The 14,979-nt window shown below is 74.0% G+C and carries 14 protein-coding genes; 10 read left to right on the top strand and 4 right to left on the bottom strand.

All coding sequences use genetic code 11. The annotated features are described in order from the left end of the window. Positions 1-77: 77 nt before the first annotated feature. The 5 genes from MF672_RS37910 to MF672_RS37890 are packed head-to-tail and all read left to right on the top strand — an operon-like array spanning position 78 to position 3,062. Complete coding sequence (locus tag MF672_RS37910) at positions 78-1,166, top strand: alcohol dehydrogenase catalytic domain-containing protein (RefSeq protein WP_242375401.1); 1,089 nt, start codon at positions 78-80, stop codon at positions 1,164-1,166. 39 nt (positions 1,167-1,205) lie between these two features. Continuing rightward, complete coding sequence (locus MF672_RS37905) at positions 1,206-1,700, top strand: cupin domain-containing protein (protein ID WP_242375400.1); 495 nt, start codon at positions 1,206-1,208, stop codon at positions 1,698-1,700. Continuing rightward, the gene (locus tag MF672_RS37900) at positions 1,700-2,362 is read left to right on the top strand and encodes an ArsR/SmtB family transcription factor (protein WP_242375399.1); all 663 of its coding nucleotides are present in this window, start codon (positions 1,700-1,702) and stop codon (positions 2,360-2,362) included. The genes MF672_RS37905 and MF672_RS37900 overlap by 1 nt, the downstream gene beginning before the upstream one ends. Before the next feature lie 53 nt (positions 2,363-2,415). Beyond that, positions 2,416-2,733 (top strand): hypothetical protein, encoded by a 318-nt coding sequence (locus MF672_RS37895; protein ID WP_242375398.1) that lies wholly within the window; start codon positions 2,416-2,418, stop codon positions 2,731-2,733. A gap of 29 nt (positions 2,734-2,762) precedes the next feature. Continuing rightward, positions 2,763-3,062, top strand: a complete 300-nt coding sequence (locus MF672_RS37890) for a hypothetical protein (protein WP_242375397.1) — start codon at positions 2,763-2,765, stop codon at positions 3,060-3,062. Positions 3,063-3,083: 21 nt separating this feature from the next. Here MF672_RS37890 and MF672_RS37885 read toward each other — a convergent pair whose 3' ends face one another. Next, entirely contained in the window at positions 3,084-5,306 is a 2,223-nt protein-coding gene (locus tag MF672_RS37885; protein WP_242375396.1) for an MMPL family transporter, read from the bottom strand. A gap of 100 nt (positions 5,307-5,406) precedes the next feature. Between MF672_RS37885 and MF672_RS37880 the strand changes: the two genes are divergently transcribed. Then, positions 5,407-5,937: a TetR/AcrR family transcriptional regulator gene (locus MF672_RS37880; protein ID WP_242375395.1), complete on the top strand. Its 531-nt coding sequence runs from the start codon at positions 5,407-5,409 to the stop codon at positions 5,935-5,937. Here MF672_RS37880 and MF672_RS37875 read toward each other — a convergent pair whose 3' ends face one another. Beyond that, complete coding sequence (locus MF672_RS37875; protein ID WP_242375394.1) at positions 5,938-7,038, bottom strand: ROK family transcriptional regulator; 1,101 nt, start codon at positions 7,036-7,038, stop codon at positions 5,938-5,940. A gap of 98 nt (positions 7,039-7,136) precedes the next feature. Here MF672_RS37875 and MF672_RS37870 point away from each other — a divergent pair, with 98 nt between their 5' ends. From MF672_RS37870 to MF672_RS37855, 4 genes are read left to right on the top strand one after another with little or no spacing between them, the layout of a single operon-like run. Then, positions 7,137-8,357, top strand: a complete 1,221-nt coding sequence (locus tag MF672_RS37870) for a Gfo/Idh/MocA family protein (RefSeq protein ID WP_242375393.1) — start codon at positions 7,137-7,139, stop codon at positions 8,355-8,357. A 26-nt stretch (positions 8,358-8,383) separates the two neighbouring features. Continuing rightward, entirely contained in the window at positions 8,384-9,640 is a 1,257-nt protein-coding gene (locus tag MF672_RS37865; RefSeq protein WP_242375392.1) for an ABC transporter substrate-binding protein, read from the top strand. Then, entirely contained in the window at positions 9,637-10,542 is a 906-nt protein-coding gene (locus tag MF672_RS37860; protein WP_242375391.1) for a carbohydrate ABC transporter permease, read from the top strand. Before MF672_RS37865 ends, MF672_RS37860 begins: the two co-directional genes overlap by 4 nt. After that, positions 10,532-11,338, top strand: a complete 807-nt coding sequence (locus MF672_RS37855) for a carbohydrate ABC transporter permease (RefSeq protein WP_242375390.1) — start codon at positions 10,532-10,534, stop codon at positions 11,336-11,338. Before MF672_RS37860 ends, MF672_RS37855 begins: the two co-directional genes overlap by 11 nt. 9 nt (positions 11,339-11,347) lie before the next feature. Here MF672_RS37855 and MF672_RS37850 read toward each other — a convergent pair whose 3' ends face one another. Beyond that, complete coding sequence (locus tag MF672_RS37850; protein ID WP_242375389.1) at positions 11,348-13,456, bottom strand: protein kinase domain-containing protein; 2,109 nt, start codon at positions 13,454-13,456, stop codon at positions 11,348-11,350. A 107-nt stretch (positions 13,457-13,563) separates the two neighbouring features. Beyond that, complete coding sequence (locus tag MF672_RS51595; protein ID WP_302893348.1) at positions 13,564-14,970, bottom strand: serine/threonine-protein kinase; 1,407 nt, start codon at positions 14,968-14,970, stop codon at positions 13,564-13,566. Positions 14,971-14,979 lie beyond the last annotated feature (9 nt).

Here is a 14,979-nt window from a genome sequence, read left to right as displayed (position 1 = left end):
ATTCGCCCGGAGGGGGTGTCAACGGCTCCCCTCCCAAGCGCTTGCTCGAATTCGGGCGTCCGGTTACCGTGTGGCGCATGCTGATGCGCGCGGCCGTGCTGACCGGGTTCCACGCCCCCCTGGAGATCCGCGAGGTCGAGATCGACGACCCCGGCCCCGGCGAGGTGCGCGTGCGGATCGAGGCGTCCGGCGTGTGCGGCTCCGACCTCAAGGCCATCGACGGCAAGAGCCCCGTGGTGCGCGAGCCGCCGTTCGTGCTCGGCCACGAGAGCGCGGGCGTGGTGGAGAGCACCGGCCCCGGCGTCACCACGGTCCGGCCGGGCGACCGCGTCGTCATCGCCATGAACGGCCCCTGCGGGCAGTGCCGCCACTGCGGCGCGGGGCGCTTCCACCTGTGCTCGGGCCCGGCCCGGCTGCAGGCGATCATGGGCGGCGCGCCCCGGGTGCGGCTGGCGGGCCAGGAGGTCCGCCGCTTCATCGGCATCGGCTCCTTCGCCGAGTACGCGCTCGTCTCCGAGGCCATGTGCGTCAGGACCGGGGGCGCCGCCTCCGGCGCCGCGCTGTGCCTGCTGGCCTGCGGCGTGGTGACCGGCGTCGGCGCGGTGCTCAACGTCGCGCGGGTGGAGCCCGGCTCCTCGGTCCTGGTCGTGGGTTGCGGCGGCGTCGGGCTCAACGTGGTGCAGGGCGCGGTGCTGGCGGGCGCGACCACGATCATCGCGGCGGACGTGGCCGAGCAGAAGCTCAAGCTGGCCGAGCGCTTCGGCGCGACCCACACGCTGCTCGCCGCCGACCTGCCCCGCCAGGTCGGCGAGCTGGTACGCGGCGGCGCGGACTACGCCTTCGACGTGACCGGCGTGCCCGGCGTGCTCGCCCAGGCGTTCGCCGCCACCCAGCCCGGCGGCACCACGGTCATGGTCGGCAGCCCGCCGGCCGGCCGCCCGGTGGAGCTGGACCCAGGGCTGCTGTTCGCCTCCCGCCGCCTCATGGGCACGCAGGGCGGCGACGCCGCGCCGCACCGCGACCTGCCGATGCTGGCCGGGCTGTACCAGCGGGGCCGGCTCGACCTGGACGGCCTGGTCTCCGAGCGCCTGCCCCTCGACGCGGTCAACGAGGCCGTCGCGCACGTGCGGGAGGGGGCGGTCGCGCGCACGGTCATCACCTTCTAGGCTATTCTAAGCTTCCTTAGAACGTTAGAAGGAGGCGGAATGTCCTATCCCCCGGTCCGTTACCACGGTGAGACGGGCGAGCACAGCGGCGTCTTCCGCCCCGGCGACGTGCCCCCCGACCTCCGGATGGGCGAGAAGGGCACGCGGGTGCACTACCTCGGCACCGGCGGCACCACGAACGGCGCGTTCGGCCTCTACCGCTGGGAGATGGGGCCCGGCCCGTCCGGCCCGAGCCCGCACTTCCACCGCACCATGACCGAGTCGTTCTACGTCCTGGACGGCGAGATCCGGCTGTTCGACGGCAAGGCGTGGGCCACCGGCCGCCCCGGCGACTTCCTGTTCGTGCCGGAGGGCGGCGTGCACGCCTTCCGCAACGAGTCCGGCGAGCCCGCCTCGATGCTCATCCTGTTCACCCCGGGCGCGCCCCGCGAGGCGTACTTCGAGGAGCTGGCCGACCTCGCCACCAGCGGCCGGCAGCTCACCGCCGAGGAGTGGACCGACCTGTACCTGCGCCACGACCAGTACATGGTCTGATGTCCGGCTTCCCGGAGGAGCCGATCTACCAGCAGCTCGCCCGGGTGGCCAAGGCTCTGGCCAGCCCGGTGCGGCTGCGCCTGCTGGACGTCCTCGACCAGCGCGAGCGCACGGTCGAGGAGCTGGCCCAGGCGTCGGGGATCGCGCTGAAGAACACCTCGGCCCAGCTCCAGCAGCTCCGCGCCGCCCACCTGGTGACCAGCAGGAAGGACGGGCCGCGGGTCTACTACCGGCTGGCCGACGAGCGGGTCTCGCGCTTCCTCGGCGACCTTCAGGGCTTCGCCCACGACCGGCTGGCGGACCTGCGCGACGCCGTGCGCGACCGGCTCGGCACGCTGGAGGGCGTCACCGCCGCCGAGCTGGCCGGCCGCCTGGCCGACCCCGGGACGCTGGTCCTCGACGTGCGCAGCGCCGCCGACTACGCGGCGGGGCACGTCCCCGGGGCGATCTCGGTGCCGCTGGCCGAGCTGCGCGAGCGGCTGGCCGAGCTGCCCCGCGACGCCTCGATCGTGGCCTACTGCGGCGGCCCGTACTGCGTGGTCTCGCCCGAGGCGGTGCGCCTGCTGCGCGAGCACGGCTACGACGCCCGCCCGCTGGACGGCGGCTGGCTCGGCTGGCGGCGCGCCCCGCGACAGGCCGCCGAAAAACCAGTGGAACGCTGAGTGAACGTGCCTTTACTCTGAGCAACAGCGCAATCGCGACAGAGGGAGGCACGATGCGCGTCGTACGCACCATCACGGCCGGTCTGCTCGGGGCACTCGCCCTGGGCCTGCCGGCCACCGTTCCCGCCGCACAGGCCGCACGGATCTACGACTTCGCCGTTCCGGGGGTCATCATCTGGAACGGTCCATCGGCGAGCTCAGGCCGCAACGGGCTCGGCTACCCGGGGCAGGGCTTCGCGCCCGACCGCTCCGAGGAGCACGAGCTCTACCGCTGCGACCAGTTCGAGAGCACCCTGTGGCACCACGGCCGCAACCTCGCCACCGGCGTCGTCGGCTGGGTGCCCGCCTGCAACCTGGCCGACCCCGACTGATCCCCCCACCCGGCACAGGAGGCATCTCCATGAACCGTCTCGTCACGTCCGCGGCCGTCCTCGCGCTGACCGCCGCCCTCGTCCCCGCGGCCGCCGCCCAGGCGGCCGGCATCCCCGTCTACACCTGCCACACGCTCGGCGGCGACCCGGCCACCACGCGCCTGGTCGGCGACTGCGAGGCCACGCCGGGCGCGGTCCTCCACGGCGACTTCGCCGGAGAGGCCATCGGCCAGATCCGCATCTCCCCGCTGCGCATCCACTGCACCGGCGGCGGCCAGGCCGACGTGCCCGACCACGTCGTGCTGCGCGACTGCACGCAGATCGGCTGAGCAGCCGCCACCCGCCGGGGCCTACACCCCGACGGGCTGGCGGTGGCGGGGCGCGGTCCCGGCCGCGTCCTGCTCGTCGTCCTCGTGGCCCTCCACCGACAGGTTCGGCAGGATCCGGTCCAGCCAGCGGGGGCACCACCAGTTCGCCCGGCCGAGCAGCACCATCGTGGCGGGCACCAGGAAGCCGCGGATCACGGTGGCGTCCACCGCGATCGCCACCGCGAGCCCCACGCCGAACGTCTTGACCATCGCGTCCGGGTAGGCGATGAACGCCACGAAGACGGCCACCATGATCAGCGCGGCCGAGGTGATGACCCGCCCGGTCGAGCCCAGCCCCTCGGCCACGGCCCGGGCGTTGCGGCCGTGCCGCGCGTACGACTGCCGCACCGCCGTCAGCAGGAACACCTCGTAGTCCATCGACAGCCCGAACAGCACCGCGAACAGCATCAGCGGCACGTAGCTCTCGATCGGCACGCTGAAGAAGACCGTCTGCAGGTAGCCGGAGTTCACCGGCGGGTCCATGCCCACCAGCCCGCTGCCGAGCCCGATCGAGAACACCAGCGCCAGCGCGCCGAACGCGGCCCCGAGCGAGACCAGGTTCATCACCGCCGCCTTGATCGCGACCACCGGCGCGCGGAAGGCGAACAGCAGGAGCAGCGCGCTGAGCAGCACCACCACGCCGATCACCAGCGGGGTGCGCTCGGCCATCCGGTCCCCGGCGTCGGTGAGGCCGGCCACCTTGCCGCCGACGTGCACCCGCACCCCAGGCAGCGCGATCTTCCTGACCTCGTGGACGACGTCCACCGTCCTGCTGTCGCTGGGGGCGTAGTCGGGGATGGCCTGCACGAGCACCGAGCGGCCCGAGTCGTTGACCTTGGGGTCGCTGACGTGCGCGATGCCGCCGACGTCCGCGATCTCGTCCTTGACCTGCTTGACCAGCGGGTCCTTGGCGTCCTTCACCTTCTCCGGCAGCTCGGCGACCACGATGAGCGGGCCGTTGGAGCCGGGGCCGAAGGCGGTCGCCATCAGCTCGTACGCCCGCCGCGAGTCCGACCCCTGCGTGCCGTACCCCTCGTCGAGCGCGCCGAGCTTGAGCGCGAGCGCCGGGGCGGCGAGCGCGCCCAGCACGAGCGCGCTCGCGATCAGCACCCGCCACGGCCGGCGCGCCACCCACGAGCCGAGCCCGGCCCAGCCGGTGCCCGCCGTGCCGCCGCCGCGCAGGCCGGGGACCTTGAGCGCGTTGACGCGGTGCCCGAGCAGCCCGAGCAGGGCGGGGACGAGCGTGATCGAGGTCAGCACGGCGGCGACGACGGAGATGCCGGTGACCCAGCCGAGCGTGGCCAGCAGCGGGAACCCGGCCAGCAGCAGCGCGCTCAGCGCGATGATCACCGTGCCGCCGGCGAAGACGACCGCGCCGCCGGAGCTGGCGACCGTGCGCCGGACCGACTCGACCACCGGCACGCCCTGCTCCAGCAGCCGGCGGTGGCGCGAGAGCAGGAACAGCGCGTAGTCGATGCCGACGCCGAGGCCGATCATCGTGGCCATGATGCCGGCCTGCTTGGGCATGTCCACGACCCAGCCGAGCAGCCCGATCACGCCGAGCCCCGAGGCCACGCTGACCAGCGCCGCGAAGATCGGGATCATCGCGGCGACCAGCGTCCCGAACGCGAACACCAGCACCAGCAGGGCGCACACCACGCCGATGATCTCGCTGGGGCCGGTCTTGATCTCCTTGTTGGCGGGGTTGGAGCTGTCGGCGGGGACGACCTCCAGCCCGGCGGCGCGCGCCGGCTCCGCGGCCTTCGACAGCGCCTCGGTCGTCTCGCCCACCTTGTCCGGGTCGTGGCCCTTGAGGCGGACGCCGATGATGCCGATCTGGAGGTTGGAGGAGATGCCGCCGCGACGGAACGGCGTGTCCACCTGCTCCACGTGCGGCACGTCGCGGATGCGGTCGATCGCGTCCTCGACGGCCTTCTTACGCTTGTCCTCCAGCAGCGGGCCGCCGGGCGAGTACACCAGGAGCTGGACGCTGCCGCCCTGGTCGTAGCCGGGCCCGAAGCCCTCCTTCATGAGGTCGTGGGCGCGCTGCGCGTCGGTGCCGGGGATGCTGGCGTCGTTGTTGGTGGGCCCGGGGAAGGCGAGGCTCGATCCCATGAGGGCGGCCGCGACCACCACCCATAACGCGAGTACGATCTTCCCGTGGCGCGCGCACCAGCCGCCCAGCCGTCCCAGCCACCGCGTCATCGCTCAGCCCCCACCTCGACGCCCGTCCTGTACGGTCGTACAGGACCTACGATAAGACGGGAACCTCCGGAAAGGCCGTCTCCCCCAGGGAAATGAGACGATGACCACATCGGACGACACGCGCACCCGCATCCTGGCCGCCGCCAGAGAGCTGTTCGCCGAGCGCGGCTACGCGGCCACCTCCCTCGCCGACATCGCCGCCGCCGTCGGCCTGACCAAGACCGCCGTCGCCTACCACTTCCACCCGAAGGACCGGCTGGCCTCCGAGCTGCTGTCGCCGGTGGCAGGCGACATGTTGGCGCTGCTCGGCGGCGAGTACGCCGACCGGCGGGCGTTCGTCGAGGCGCTGGTCGGGTTCGCGGCCCGCTACCGCTCGGTGATCCGGCTGTTCATGGAGGACCTGGCGGGCGACGACGCGGTCTCGCCCGTCTCGCCCGACTCCGAGGCGGCGGCGATCCGCACCTTCCGCGACGGCATCTTCGCGAAGCTGGCCGGGCAGGAGCCCGACCCGGAGACGAAGGTGCGCTGCTGGGCGCTGCTCGGGGCGTTGCAGTGGGGCGTCGCCAAGACCATGGACCTGCCGGAGCAGCAGGTCAGGCAGGTGCTGCTGGAGGTCACCCGAGCGCTCTGATCACAGGCCCAGCATCTCCCGCTCCACGTGGTCCAGCGCCAGCCGGACCGCGCCGAGCGCCACCCCCTCGTCGCCGAACGTGGAGGTCACCACCTCGGGCGCGCTCACGCACATCTCGGCCAGGTGCCGCCGCAGCGGGTCGAGCAGCACCTCGCCGCCCGCCCGCGCGTGGCCGCCGCCCAGCACCAGCAGGTCGGGGTCCACGGCCAGGGCCAGCGCGGCGGCGCCGACGGCGATGGACTCGGCGTAGCGGTCCACGCGGCGCGCCGCGTCCCGCTCGCCGCGCAGCGCCGCCGCGAACACCTCGCCCGCCGGGGCGTCCTTGACCAGCTCGCGGGCCGCGTCCTCCCAGCCGACCTGGCGCAGCGTGCCGATCTCGCCCGCCGCCCCGCGCCGGCCGGGGTGCAGCCGGCCGCCGATCAGCACGCCCGCGCCCGCGCGGTGGCCGATCAGCACGTACACGACGTCGTCGGCGTGCTGCGCGCTGCCGCGCCAGTGCTCGGCGAGGGCGGCGAGGTTGGCGTCGTTGGCGGCCAGCGCGGCGCAGCCGAACCAGCGGCCGGCGAGCCCGGCCAGGTCCACGCCGGTCCAGCCGGGCAGGGTGATCGACAACGACACCGTCCCGGTGCGGTCCACGATGCCGGAGGTGCCGGCCGCCACCGCCCACACGTGCGGGCGGGGCACGCCCGCGCCGTCCACGACCCGCAGCGCGGCCTCCCTGGCCGCCTCCAGCCGCACGTGCGCGGCGGCGTCGCCGGAGACCTCGGCCCGCTCCCAGGCGATGACCTCGCCGTTCAGGTCGGCCAGCGCCGCCACCATGGCCTCGCCGCCGACCTCGACGCCCACGACGTAGCCGGCGTCGGCGCGGAACCCGAAGCGCCGCGCGGGCCGCCCCATCGCGCCCTCGTCGGGCGGCACCTCCCGGACGTAGCCGCGCTCGCCCAGCTCGTCGAGGACCGCCTCCACCGTCTGCCGGGACAGCCCGGTGACGCGGCCGAGCTGCGTCAGCGTGGCCACGCCGGCCCGCCGCAGCGCCCGCAGGGTGACCTGGGTGTTCACCTTGCGCAGCAGGGACGCGTCACCCGGCCGGAGCTCGGTCACTTATGAGACCCTTTCCCATAACTTCCCTATTGACGACTACCAGCCCGGATCCTAGCATCGGCCGACATACGTTAACTGGTTACATAAGTGGAGGCGCCATGGTCACCCTCGCCGTCGTCGGCGCCGGCGTGCGCGGCATCGCCTACGCCCGGCACGCCGAAGCGTCCGGACGGGGCCGCGTGGTCGCCGTGGCCGACCCCCGCGAGGGCCGCCGCGCCCGCTTCCCCTCGGCCGCCCAGTACGCCGGCTGGCGGGAACTGGCCGCCCGGCCCCGCCAGGCCGACGCGGTCATCATCGCCACCCAGGACCGCGACCACGCCGAGCCCGCCGTGCGCTTCGCCGAGCTGGGCTACGACATCCTGCTGGAGAAGCCGATGGCGGTCTCCGAGGACGACTGCCGGGCCATCGTCGCCGCCGCCGGGCGCTCGCCGTCCGCCGTGTTCGCCGTCTGCCACGTGCTGCGCTACACCCGCTACACCCGGACGCTGAAGGCCCTGCTGGACGCCGGCCGGATCGGCGAGATCGTCAGCATCCAGCACCTGGAGCCGGTCGGCTGGTGGCACCAGGCGCACTCGTACGTGCGGGGCAACTGGCGGCGGGCCGACGAGTCCACGTTCATGCTGCTCGCCAAGTCCTGCCACGACCTCGACTGGCTGGTGCACCTGACCGGCAGGCGGGTCTCCCGCGTCTCCTCCTTCGGCGGCCTGAAGCACTTCCGCCCGGAGAACCGGCCCGACGGGGCCGCCGACCGCTGCCTCGACTGCGCCGCCGAGCCCGGCTGCCCGTACTCGGCCAAGCGCATCTACCTGCCGCTCGCCGGACGGGACGCCTGGCCGGTGTCGGTGCTCACCGACGACGTCTCCGAGGAGGGCGTGCTCGCGGCCCTCCGCACCGGCCCGTACGGCAGGTGCGTCTACGCCTGCGACAACGACGTGGTCGACCACCAGGTCGTCAACCTGGAGTTCGACGGCGGGGCGACCGCGTCGTTCACCATGACGGCCTTCACCCCGGCGCTGCACCGCCAGACCCGGATCTTCGGCACGCACGGCTCCATCGACGGCGACGGCGACCGCCTGACCGTCCACGACTTCGTCACCGGCCGCTCCGAGACCGTCGAGACCCGCCCCACGGGCGACGCGACGGCCCGCGGCGGCCACGGGGGCGGTGACGAGGCCCTGGTCGAGGCGTTCCTGACCGCGGTCGCCACCCGCGACCGCACGCCGGTCCTGTCCTCGCCGGGCGAGAGCCTGCACAGCCACCTCATCGCCTGGGCCGCCGAGAGGTCGCGGCTGACCGGCGAGACCGTCACCCTCTCCTGATCTCCCCCGGAAGGATCCCCCCACTGATGAGAGCTCTGCACCTCCTGGCCGGGGCCGCCGCCCTCTGCCTCGGGACGGCCGCCTGCGGCTCCTCCGCCCCCGCGCCCGCCGCCGCCCCCGCGCAGGACGACGGCGGGCGGGGGCCGATCACGTTCCTCGGCGGCAAGTTCGAGGCGGAGTCCGTCCAGAAGATCGTGGACGCCTGGAACGCCGCGCACCCGCAGGAGAAGGCCACCGTCAACCTGCTGCCCGAGGCCGCCGACGAGCAGCGCCGCAAGCTCATCCAGAACGCCGAGACCAAGTCCGGCGCCGGCGACGTCATGCTGCTCGACGCCGTGTGGACCAGCGAGTTCGCCGCGAACCGCTGGGTGAGCGAGCTCGACCTGGACACGTCCGGCTTCCTGCCCACCACGGTCGAGACCGGCAAGTACCGCGGCAAGCTGTACGCCATGCCCGTCTTCACCGGCACCGGCCTGCTCTACTACCGCACCGACCTGGTCAAGCAGCCGCCCAGAACCTGGGCCGAGATGAAGAAGATCTGCGACGAGGTGCTGCCGGAGCAGAAGGGCATGTCCTGCTACGCCGGCCAGTTCGACAAGTACGAGGGGCTGACCGTCAACTTCTCCGAGGCCGTCGCCTCGGCGGGCGGGCAGCTCCTCGACGCCTCCGGGCAGCCCCAGCTCACCAGCGAGCCGGCCAAGCAGGCGGCCCGGTTCCTGGCCGACGGCTTCAGGAGCGGGATGATCCCGAAGGAGGCCGTCACGTACAAGGAGGAGGAGGGCCGGGTCGCCTTCCAGGAGGGCAAGCTGCTCTTCTACCGCAACTGGGCCTACGGCTACGAGGCCGCCCAGAAGACGGACGGCTCCAGCAAGGTCGCCGGCAAGTTCGACGTCGCGCCGATCCCCGGCCTGAACGGCCCCGGCGCGGGCACCCTCGGCGGCAACAACCTGGCCGTCTCCGCCTTCTCCAAGCACCAGCGCACGGCGAAGGACTTCGTCGCGTTCATGACGAGCGCCGCCCAGATCAGGGCCTTCGCGCTGACCAGCTCGATGCCGGTGCCGCTCGCCGCGATCTACGAGGACCCCGACCTGATCAAGAAGTACCCGTACCTGCCGGCGCTCAAGGAGGCCGTCCTCGCCGCCAGGCCGCGCCCGGCCGCCGTCCGCTACGGCGACGTGACGGCCGCCATCCAGGAGTCGGCGTACGCGATCGTCACCGGCGCCAAGCCCGTCGACCAGGCCCTGTCCGAGCTCCAGTCGGCCCTCGGCCCGCTGCTCAAGTGAGGTCGCGCGGTGAAGGGCGGGCGGCCGCCCTGATGCTCTCCCCCACGTTCCTCGTCCTCGCCCTCGTCGTCCTCTACCCGCTGCTGTCGGCGCTGCGGGAGTCGTTCTACGACAGCGGGCAGCGCCTGGACGCCGACGGGTTCGTGGTGGAGGGCGAATGGTTCGCCGGCCTCGCCAACTACGCGGGCGTGACCGGCGAGCGCTTCCTCAACGCGGCCGCCAACACCACCCTGTTCACGGTGGTGACGGTGGCGGTGGAGGTCGTGCTCGGCGTCGCCATGGCGCTGGTCATGCGGCGCGCCCTGCGGGGGCGGGCGTTCCTGCGGGCCGGCATCCTGGTGCCGTGGGCGGTGCCGACGGCGGTGGCCGGGCTCATGTGGAAGTGGATCTTCCAGGCGGACGGCGTCGCCAACGCGCTGCTCGGCACGGAGATCCTGTGGACCGCCGACGGCCCCTGGGCCAAGCTCGCGGTCGTCGTCGCCGACGTGTGGAAGACCGCGCCGTTCGTGGGCCTGCTCGTGCTGGCCGGGCTGCAGATCATCCCCGCCGACGTGTACGAGGCCGCGCGGGTGGACGGCGCCGCCCGGTGGCAGACGTTCTGGCGCATCACCCTGCCGCTGGTCAGGCCGGCGCTGCTGGTGGCCGTGCTGTTCCGGCTGATGGACGCGCTGCGCGTCTTCGACCTGCCGTACGTGCTGGTCGGGCCGCGCAAGCAGTCGGTCGAGACGTTGTCCGGCCTGATCTGGGACGAGGCCACCCGGGTGCACTACGGCCCGGCCTCGGCCTACGGCACCGCGTTGTTCCTCTACATCGCGGTCATCGCGTTCGCGTTCGTCAAGCTCCTCGGGGCCGACCTGCTGAGCGACGTGCGGCAGCGGAAGGAGGCCCGGAATGTGGCGTAGGGCCGCGATGATCGGCATCGCCGTCTACTGCCTGGTGCCGTTCTACTGGATGGTGGTGTCGAGCTTCCGCCGCACCGCCGACATCCACGCGAAGACGCCGTTCCCCTCCCCGTGGTCGCTGGAGAGCTACGAGGCCGTCTTCGCCCCCGACATGGGCTTCGGCGGCGCGCTGCTCAACAGCCTGATCGTGGCCGCCACCACCACGGCGGTCACGCTGCTGGTCGGCACGCTCGCCGCGTACGCCCTGGCCCGGCTGACCTTCCGCGGCAGGAACGCGGTGCTGGCGCTCGTCATCGCGGTCTCGATGTTCCCCGGCGCGCTGCTGATCGTGCCCCTGCTGAAGCTGTTCACCGCGATCGGCTGGATCGACAGCTACCAGGCGATGATCGTCCCTTCGATGTCCTTCGCCCTGCCGCTCACGATCTGGAACCTCACGACGTTCTTCAAGCAGCTGCCGTACGACCTGGAGCAGGCCGCCATGATCGACGGCTGCACGCCGTTCGCCGCCTTCCGCCGCGTCATGCTGCCCCTGGCCGCGCCCGGCGTCTTCACGACCGCGATCCTCGCCTTCATCGCGACCTGGAACGAGTTCATCATCGCGGTCACCATGATCAACGACCAGTCGCGGCAGACGGCGACCGTGCGGATCGCGCAGTTCACCGGGGCGGCCAGGTTCGACACCCCGTTCGGCACGCAGATGGCGGCCGGCGTCCTGGTCACCGTCCCTCTCGTCGTCCTGGTCCTGCTCTTCCAGCGGCGGATCGTGGCAGGTCTGACGGCGGGGGCGCTCAAGTAGCCGGGAGCCTCAGGCCGGGGTCGTGGGGGCTTCGCTGCCGCCGGACGGGGTGGTGGGGGTGGTGGTGGGCCCGGTGGGGTCGGGGCCGGACTGGCCCTGGAGCCCGACGGTGAGGACGACGGACGTGCCCGGCCCCGCGCAGGTGCCGGCCGCCACGCTCTGGGCGAGGACCCTGTCCACCCGGGACGGGTCGTCCACCACCTGGCCGCGCACCTGGACGGTCAGGCCCGCCTTCTGGAGCGCCGCCCGCCCGTCCTGGCGGGAGCGGCCGACCACCGAGGGGACGGTGACGCCCTCGCGGGAGAGCGTCAGGGCCACCGCGGCGCCGCCCGCCACCCGCGCGCCCGGCTTGGGCTGCGCGGCGAGGACCCGGTTCTGCGGCTGCGCCGAGCAGGTACGGGTGATCGCCCCCGTCCTGAGGCCCGCCGAGGCCAGGGCCGACTCGGCGGCCTTGCGCTGGAGGCCGACGACGGCCGGGACGGGGACGCCGGCCGACACCTGGAGCGCGACCTTGCCGCCCTTGGCCGCCTGCGTGCCGGCGGCGGGCTTGCTGGAGAGCACCTGGCCGATCCGCCGCGACGAGTCGACCTGGGTGACGGGGCCGGGGACGAGGCCCGCCCGCTTGATCGCCTTGATCGCCGCGGCCCGGTCCAGGCCGGTCAGCGGCGGGACCGTCACCAGGAGGGGGGCGGTCGCGGGAGGCGTGGTGGCGGGGCCGGTGCCCGGCCGGGCGACCGTGGGCGGGTCGGCGGGAGGGTTGTCGAGGGCGTTGGCCCGGGTGCGGTGGTCGGCCGAGGAGTGCGGGCCCGCGCTCTCGAACGGGGACGAGGCGGGCAGGGACGAGGCGGGCTGCGAGGCGGCGGGAGCGGGCGCGCCGGCCACCTGAGCGGTCCGGCTCTGCCTGGTGAGCGCCGGGACGAGGGCGGCGAGCAGGACGGCGGCGGTCACCAGGAGCGCCACGCAGACGGCCAGGGCCGCCCTCAGCCAGCCGCCGTTCCTGGGGTTGGACGGCTCCGCGCCGGCGGCCGGGCTGCCGGGGGTGCCGGACGGGGGCGGGGCGGGCGGGCCGGAGGCGGCGCTCGGGCCGGAGGCGGCGCTCGGATCGGAGGCGGCGCTCGGATCGGGGACGTCTTCCGAGTCGGGGACGTCCGCCGCGTCGGGGGCGCTGTCGGGGAGTACGTAGCCGCCGGGTGTGCCGGTGGCCTCCGGTTCGGCGACCGGGGCGCGCGGCTCGGGCACCAGAGGGGGCGGCGGCACGGCCCGCAGGATGTGCGGCGGCGGGGTGGCGAGGACCTCGGCGGGCAGGTCGGCCGACGACTCCCCCAGCAGCTCGAACAGCAGCTCCCTGCTCCCGGGCCGGTTCCTGGCGTCCTTGTCCAGGCACGCCTCGACCAGCGTGCGCAGCCGTCCCTCCAGCCGGCCCAGCTCGGGCGGCGCGGTGAGGATGCGGTGCAGGACCGGAGCCACGGAGTCCTGCCCGAAGGGGGCGGTGGCGTTGGCGGCGAAGCACATCGTCGCGGCCCACGCGAAGACGTCCGCCTTGCCGGTGACGGCCGCGGCGGTGATCTGCTCGGGCGCCATGTACGCCGGCGTCCCCACGCCCCTGCCGCTGACCGTGGCCGCCGCGTCCAGGGCGCGGGCCAGGCCGAAGTCGATGACGCGGGGGCCGTCGGAGCCGAGCAGCACGTTCTGGGGCTTGAAGTCGCGGTGGACGATGCCCGCCCGGTGGATCGCGGTGATCGCGGTGGCGGTGCCGACCGCGAGCCGCTCCAGCGCGCCGCCGCGCCGCGGCCCGGTCAGGGCGACCTCGCGCGCCAGGGACGGCCCGTCCACGTACTCGCTCACGATGTACGGCCGGCCCTCGTCGAACCCGGCGTCGATCACCTGCGCGGTGCAGAACCTCGCCACGTGCTTGGCCAGCTCGACCTCGCGCAGGAACGCCGCCCGCTCGTCGCCCACGGGCCCGTGCAGCAGCTTGACCGCGTACGGCTCGCCGTCCCGCGAGCCGAGGAACACCACGCCCTGGCCGCCTTCCCCGAGGCGGCCGGAGAGCTCGTACGCGCCGAGGCGGGTCGGGTCCCCCGTCCTGAGCGGCCGTGCCGTCGGCACCGTTGGCACCGGGTGCCTCCCCTCGCCGCCACCCGTTCCTGCTTACCAGTGGAAGCAACCGCCCGCCCGCAGTCAACCACGCGCAGGACAATGCCACCGGAACGTGACACTGAGCGTCAAGAAGTGCGGGTCACCGTGCCCGAATACGTCACTTCTTCCTGGCCCTGGCGGGTCACCTTGATGACCATCTGGCCGTCGTAGGAGGTGGGGAACAGGCGCAGCGTGCCGGGGTAGCACTCCTCGCCGGTGACCTGGTCGAGGGCGAAGACGGTCCCGCTGTCGCCGGCGCGGCCGAGGCGGCCCGCGCAGTGCAGGTCGGCGCCCCAGCGCATGGCTCCGCCGCCGTCGGCGCCGAGGCGCAGCTCGACCGGGAACACCCGCTGGGCGGTCGCGTGCTCGGCGGAGCCGGTCCACGTGCCCTCCAGGCCGGGGGCGCGGGCGCCCCGCAGCCAGAGGACGAGACCGGCCGCCGCCATCGCCAGGCCGGCCACGCCGACGACCACCTGCCAGGCGCGGAGCCGCCGCCCGGCCTTCGGCGCGGGTCCCGCGGGAGCGGGAGCGGGGGTGGGGGTGGGGACGGCGGGGGTGGGAGCGGCGGGAGCGGTCGGGGCGGTGACGGCGGGGAAGCTGGTGGTGGGGTCGGGGTCGGTGGTCGCGCCGGCGCGCGAGGCGGCGGGGTCGATAGCGGCCATCGCCCCCGAGGTGAGGACGTCCGTGCCCGCCGCCGGCTGCCCCAGCAGCCGCCGCAGCACCTCCTCCGCGTCCGGCCGGTCCTCCGGCCGGGGCGCGAGGCACGCCTCGACGATCTCCCGCAGCCGCCCGCCCAGCGGCCCGAGGTCCGGCTTGCCGTACAGGATGCGGGCCAGCACCTCCTGGTAGGTGCCCGCCGTGTACGCGTGCCGCCCCGTGGCCGTGAACGCCACCGTCAGCCCCCAGGCCCACAGGTCGGCCGCGGGCCCGGCGGCCTCGCCGTTGATGCGTTCGGGCGGCAGGTACGACGGCGTCCCCACGGGCGACGACCCGGTGGTGGCGGTGGTGTCCACCAGCCGGGACACGCCGAAGTCGATCACCCGGGGCCCGTCCAGGCCGAGCAGCACGTTCTGCGGCTTGAAGTCGCGGTGCACGACGCCGGCCCGGTGGATGGCGCCGAGCGCGGTGGCGGTGCCGATGGCGAGCCGTTCGAGGGAGCCGCCGAGGCGCGGCCCCTTGGCGGCGACGTGCTCGCGCAGCGACGGCCCCTCGACGTACTCGCTCACCAGGTACGGCCGGTCGCCTTCGAGGTCGGCGTCGAGGAGCTGCGCGGTGCAGAAGGCGGCCACCCGCCGCACGGCCTCGATCTCGCCGAGGAAGCGCCGCCGCACGACGGGGTCGCCGGACAGGCTGGCGTGCAGCAGCTTGATCGCGACCTGGGCGCCCTGCGGCGAGTGGCCGAGGTAGACGACGCCCTGCCCGCCCTGCCCGAGCCGCCGCGACAGCCGGTACTCCCCTAAGTGGCGGGGGTCATCGGGGCGCAGCTCGGGCATAGATCGGCA

The sequence above is a fragment of the Actinomadura luzonensis genome, from assembly GCF_022664455.2.
Taxonomy (GTDB): domain Bacteria; phylum Actinomycetota; class Actinomycetes; order Streptosporangiales; family Streptosporangiaceae; genus Nonomuraea; species Nonomuraea luzonensis.
The sequence above is the reverse complement of the archived record's forward strand: the minus strand, read 5'-3'. Positions and strand labels throughout refer to the sequence as shown.

Bases quoted from the DNA above. Each gene is read 5' to 3' on its own strand.
- MF672_RS37895 (WP_242375398.1), top strand. From the start codon at position 2,416: ATGCGCGTCGTACGCACCATCACGGCCGGTCTGCTCGGGGCACTCGCC.
- MF672_RS37905 (WP_242375400.1), top strand. From the start codon at position 1,206: ATGTCCTATCCCCCGGTCCGTTACCACGGTGAGACGGGCGAGCACAGC.
- MF672_RS37865 (WP_242375392.1), top strand. From the start codon at position 8,384: ATGAGAGCTCTGCACCTCCTGGCCGGGGCCGCCGCCCTCTGCCTCGGG.
- MF672_RS37890 (WP_242375397.1), top strand. From the start codon at position 2,763: ATGAACCGTCTCGTCACGTCCGCGGCCGTCCTCGCGCTGACCGCCGCC.
- MF672_RS37885 (WP_242375396.1), bottom strand. From the start codon at position 5,306: ATGACGCGGTGGCTGGGACGGCTGGGCGGCTGGTGCGCGCGCCACGGG.
- MF672_RS37900 (WP_242375399.1), top strand. From the start codon at position 1,700: ATGTCCGGCTTCCCGGAGGAGCCGATCTACCAGCAGCTCGCCCGGGTG.
- MF672_RS37910 (WP_242375401.1), top strand. From the start codon at position 78: ATGCTGATGCGCGCGGCCGTGCTGACCGGGTTCCACGCCCCCCTGGAG.
- MF672_RS37880 (WP_242375395.1), top strand. From the start codon at position 5,407: ATGACCACATCGGACGACACGCGCACCCGCATCCTGGCCGCCGCCAGA.
- MF672_RS51595 (WP_302893348.1), bottom strand. From the start codon at position 14,970: ATGCCCGAGCTGCGCCCCGATGACCCCCGCCACTTAGGGGAGTACCGG.
- MF672_RS37870 (WP_242375393.1), top strand. From the start codon at position 7,137: ATGGTCACCCTCGCCGTCGTCGGCGCCGGCGTGCGCGGCATCGCCTAC.
- MF672_RS37855 (WP_242375390.1), top strand. From the start codon at position 10,532: ATGTGGCGTAGGGCCGCGATGATCGGCATCGCCGTCTACTGCCTGGTG.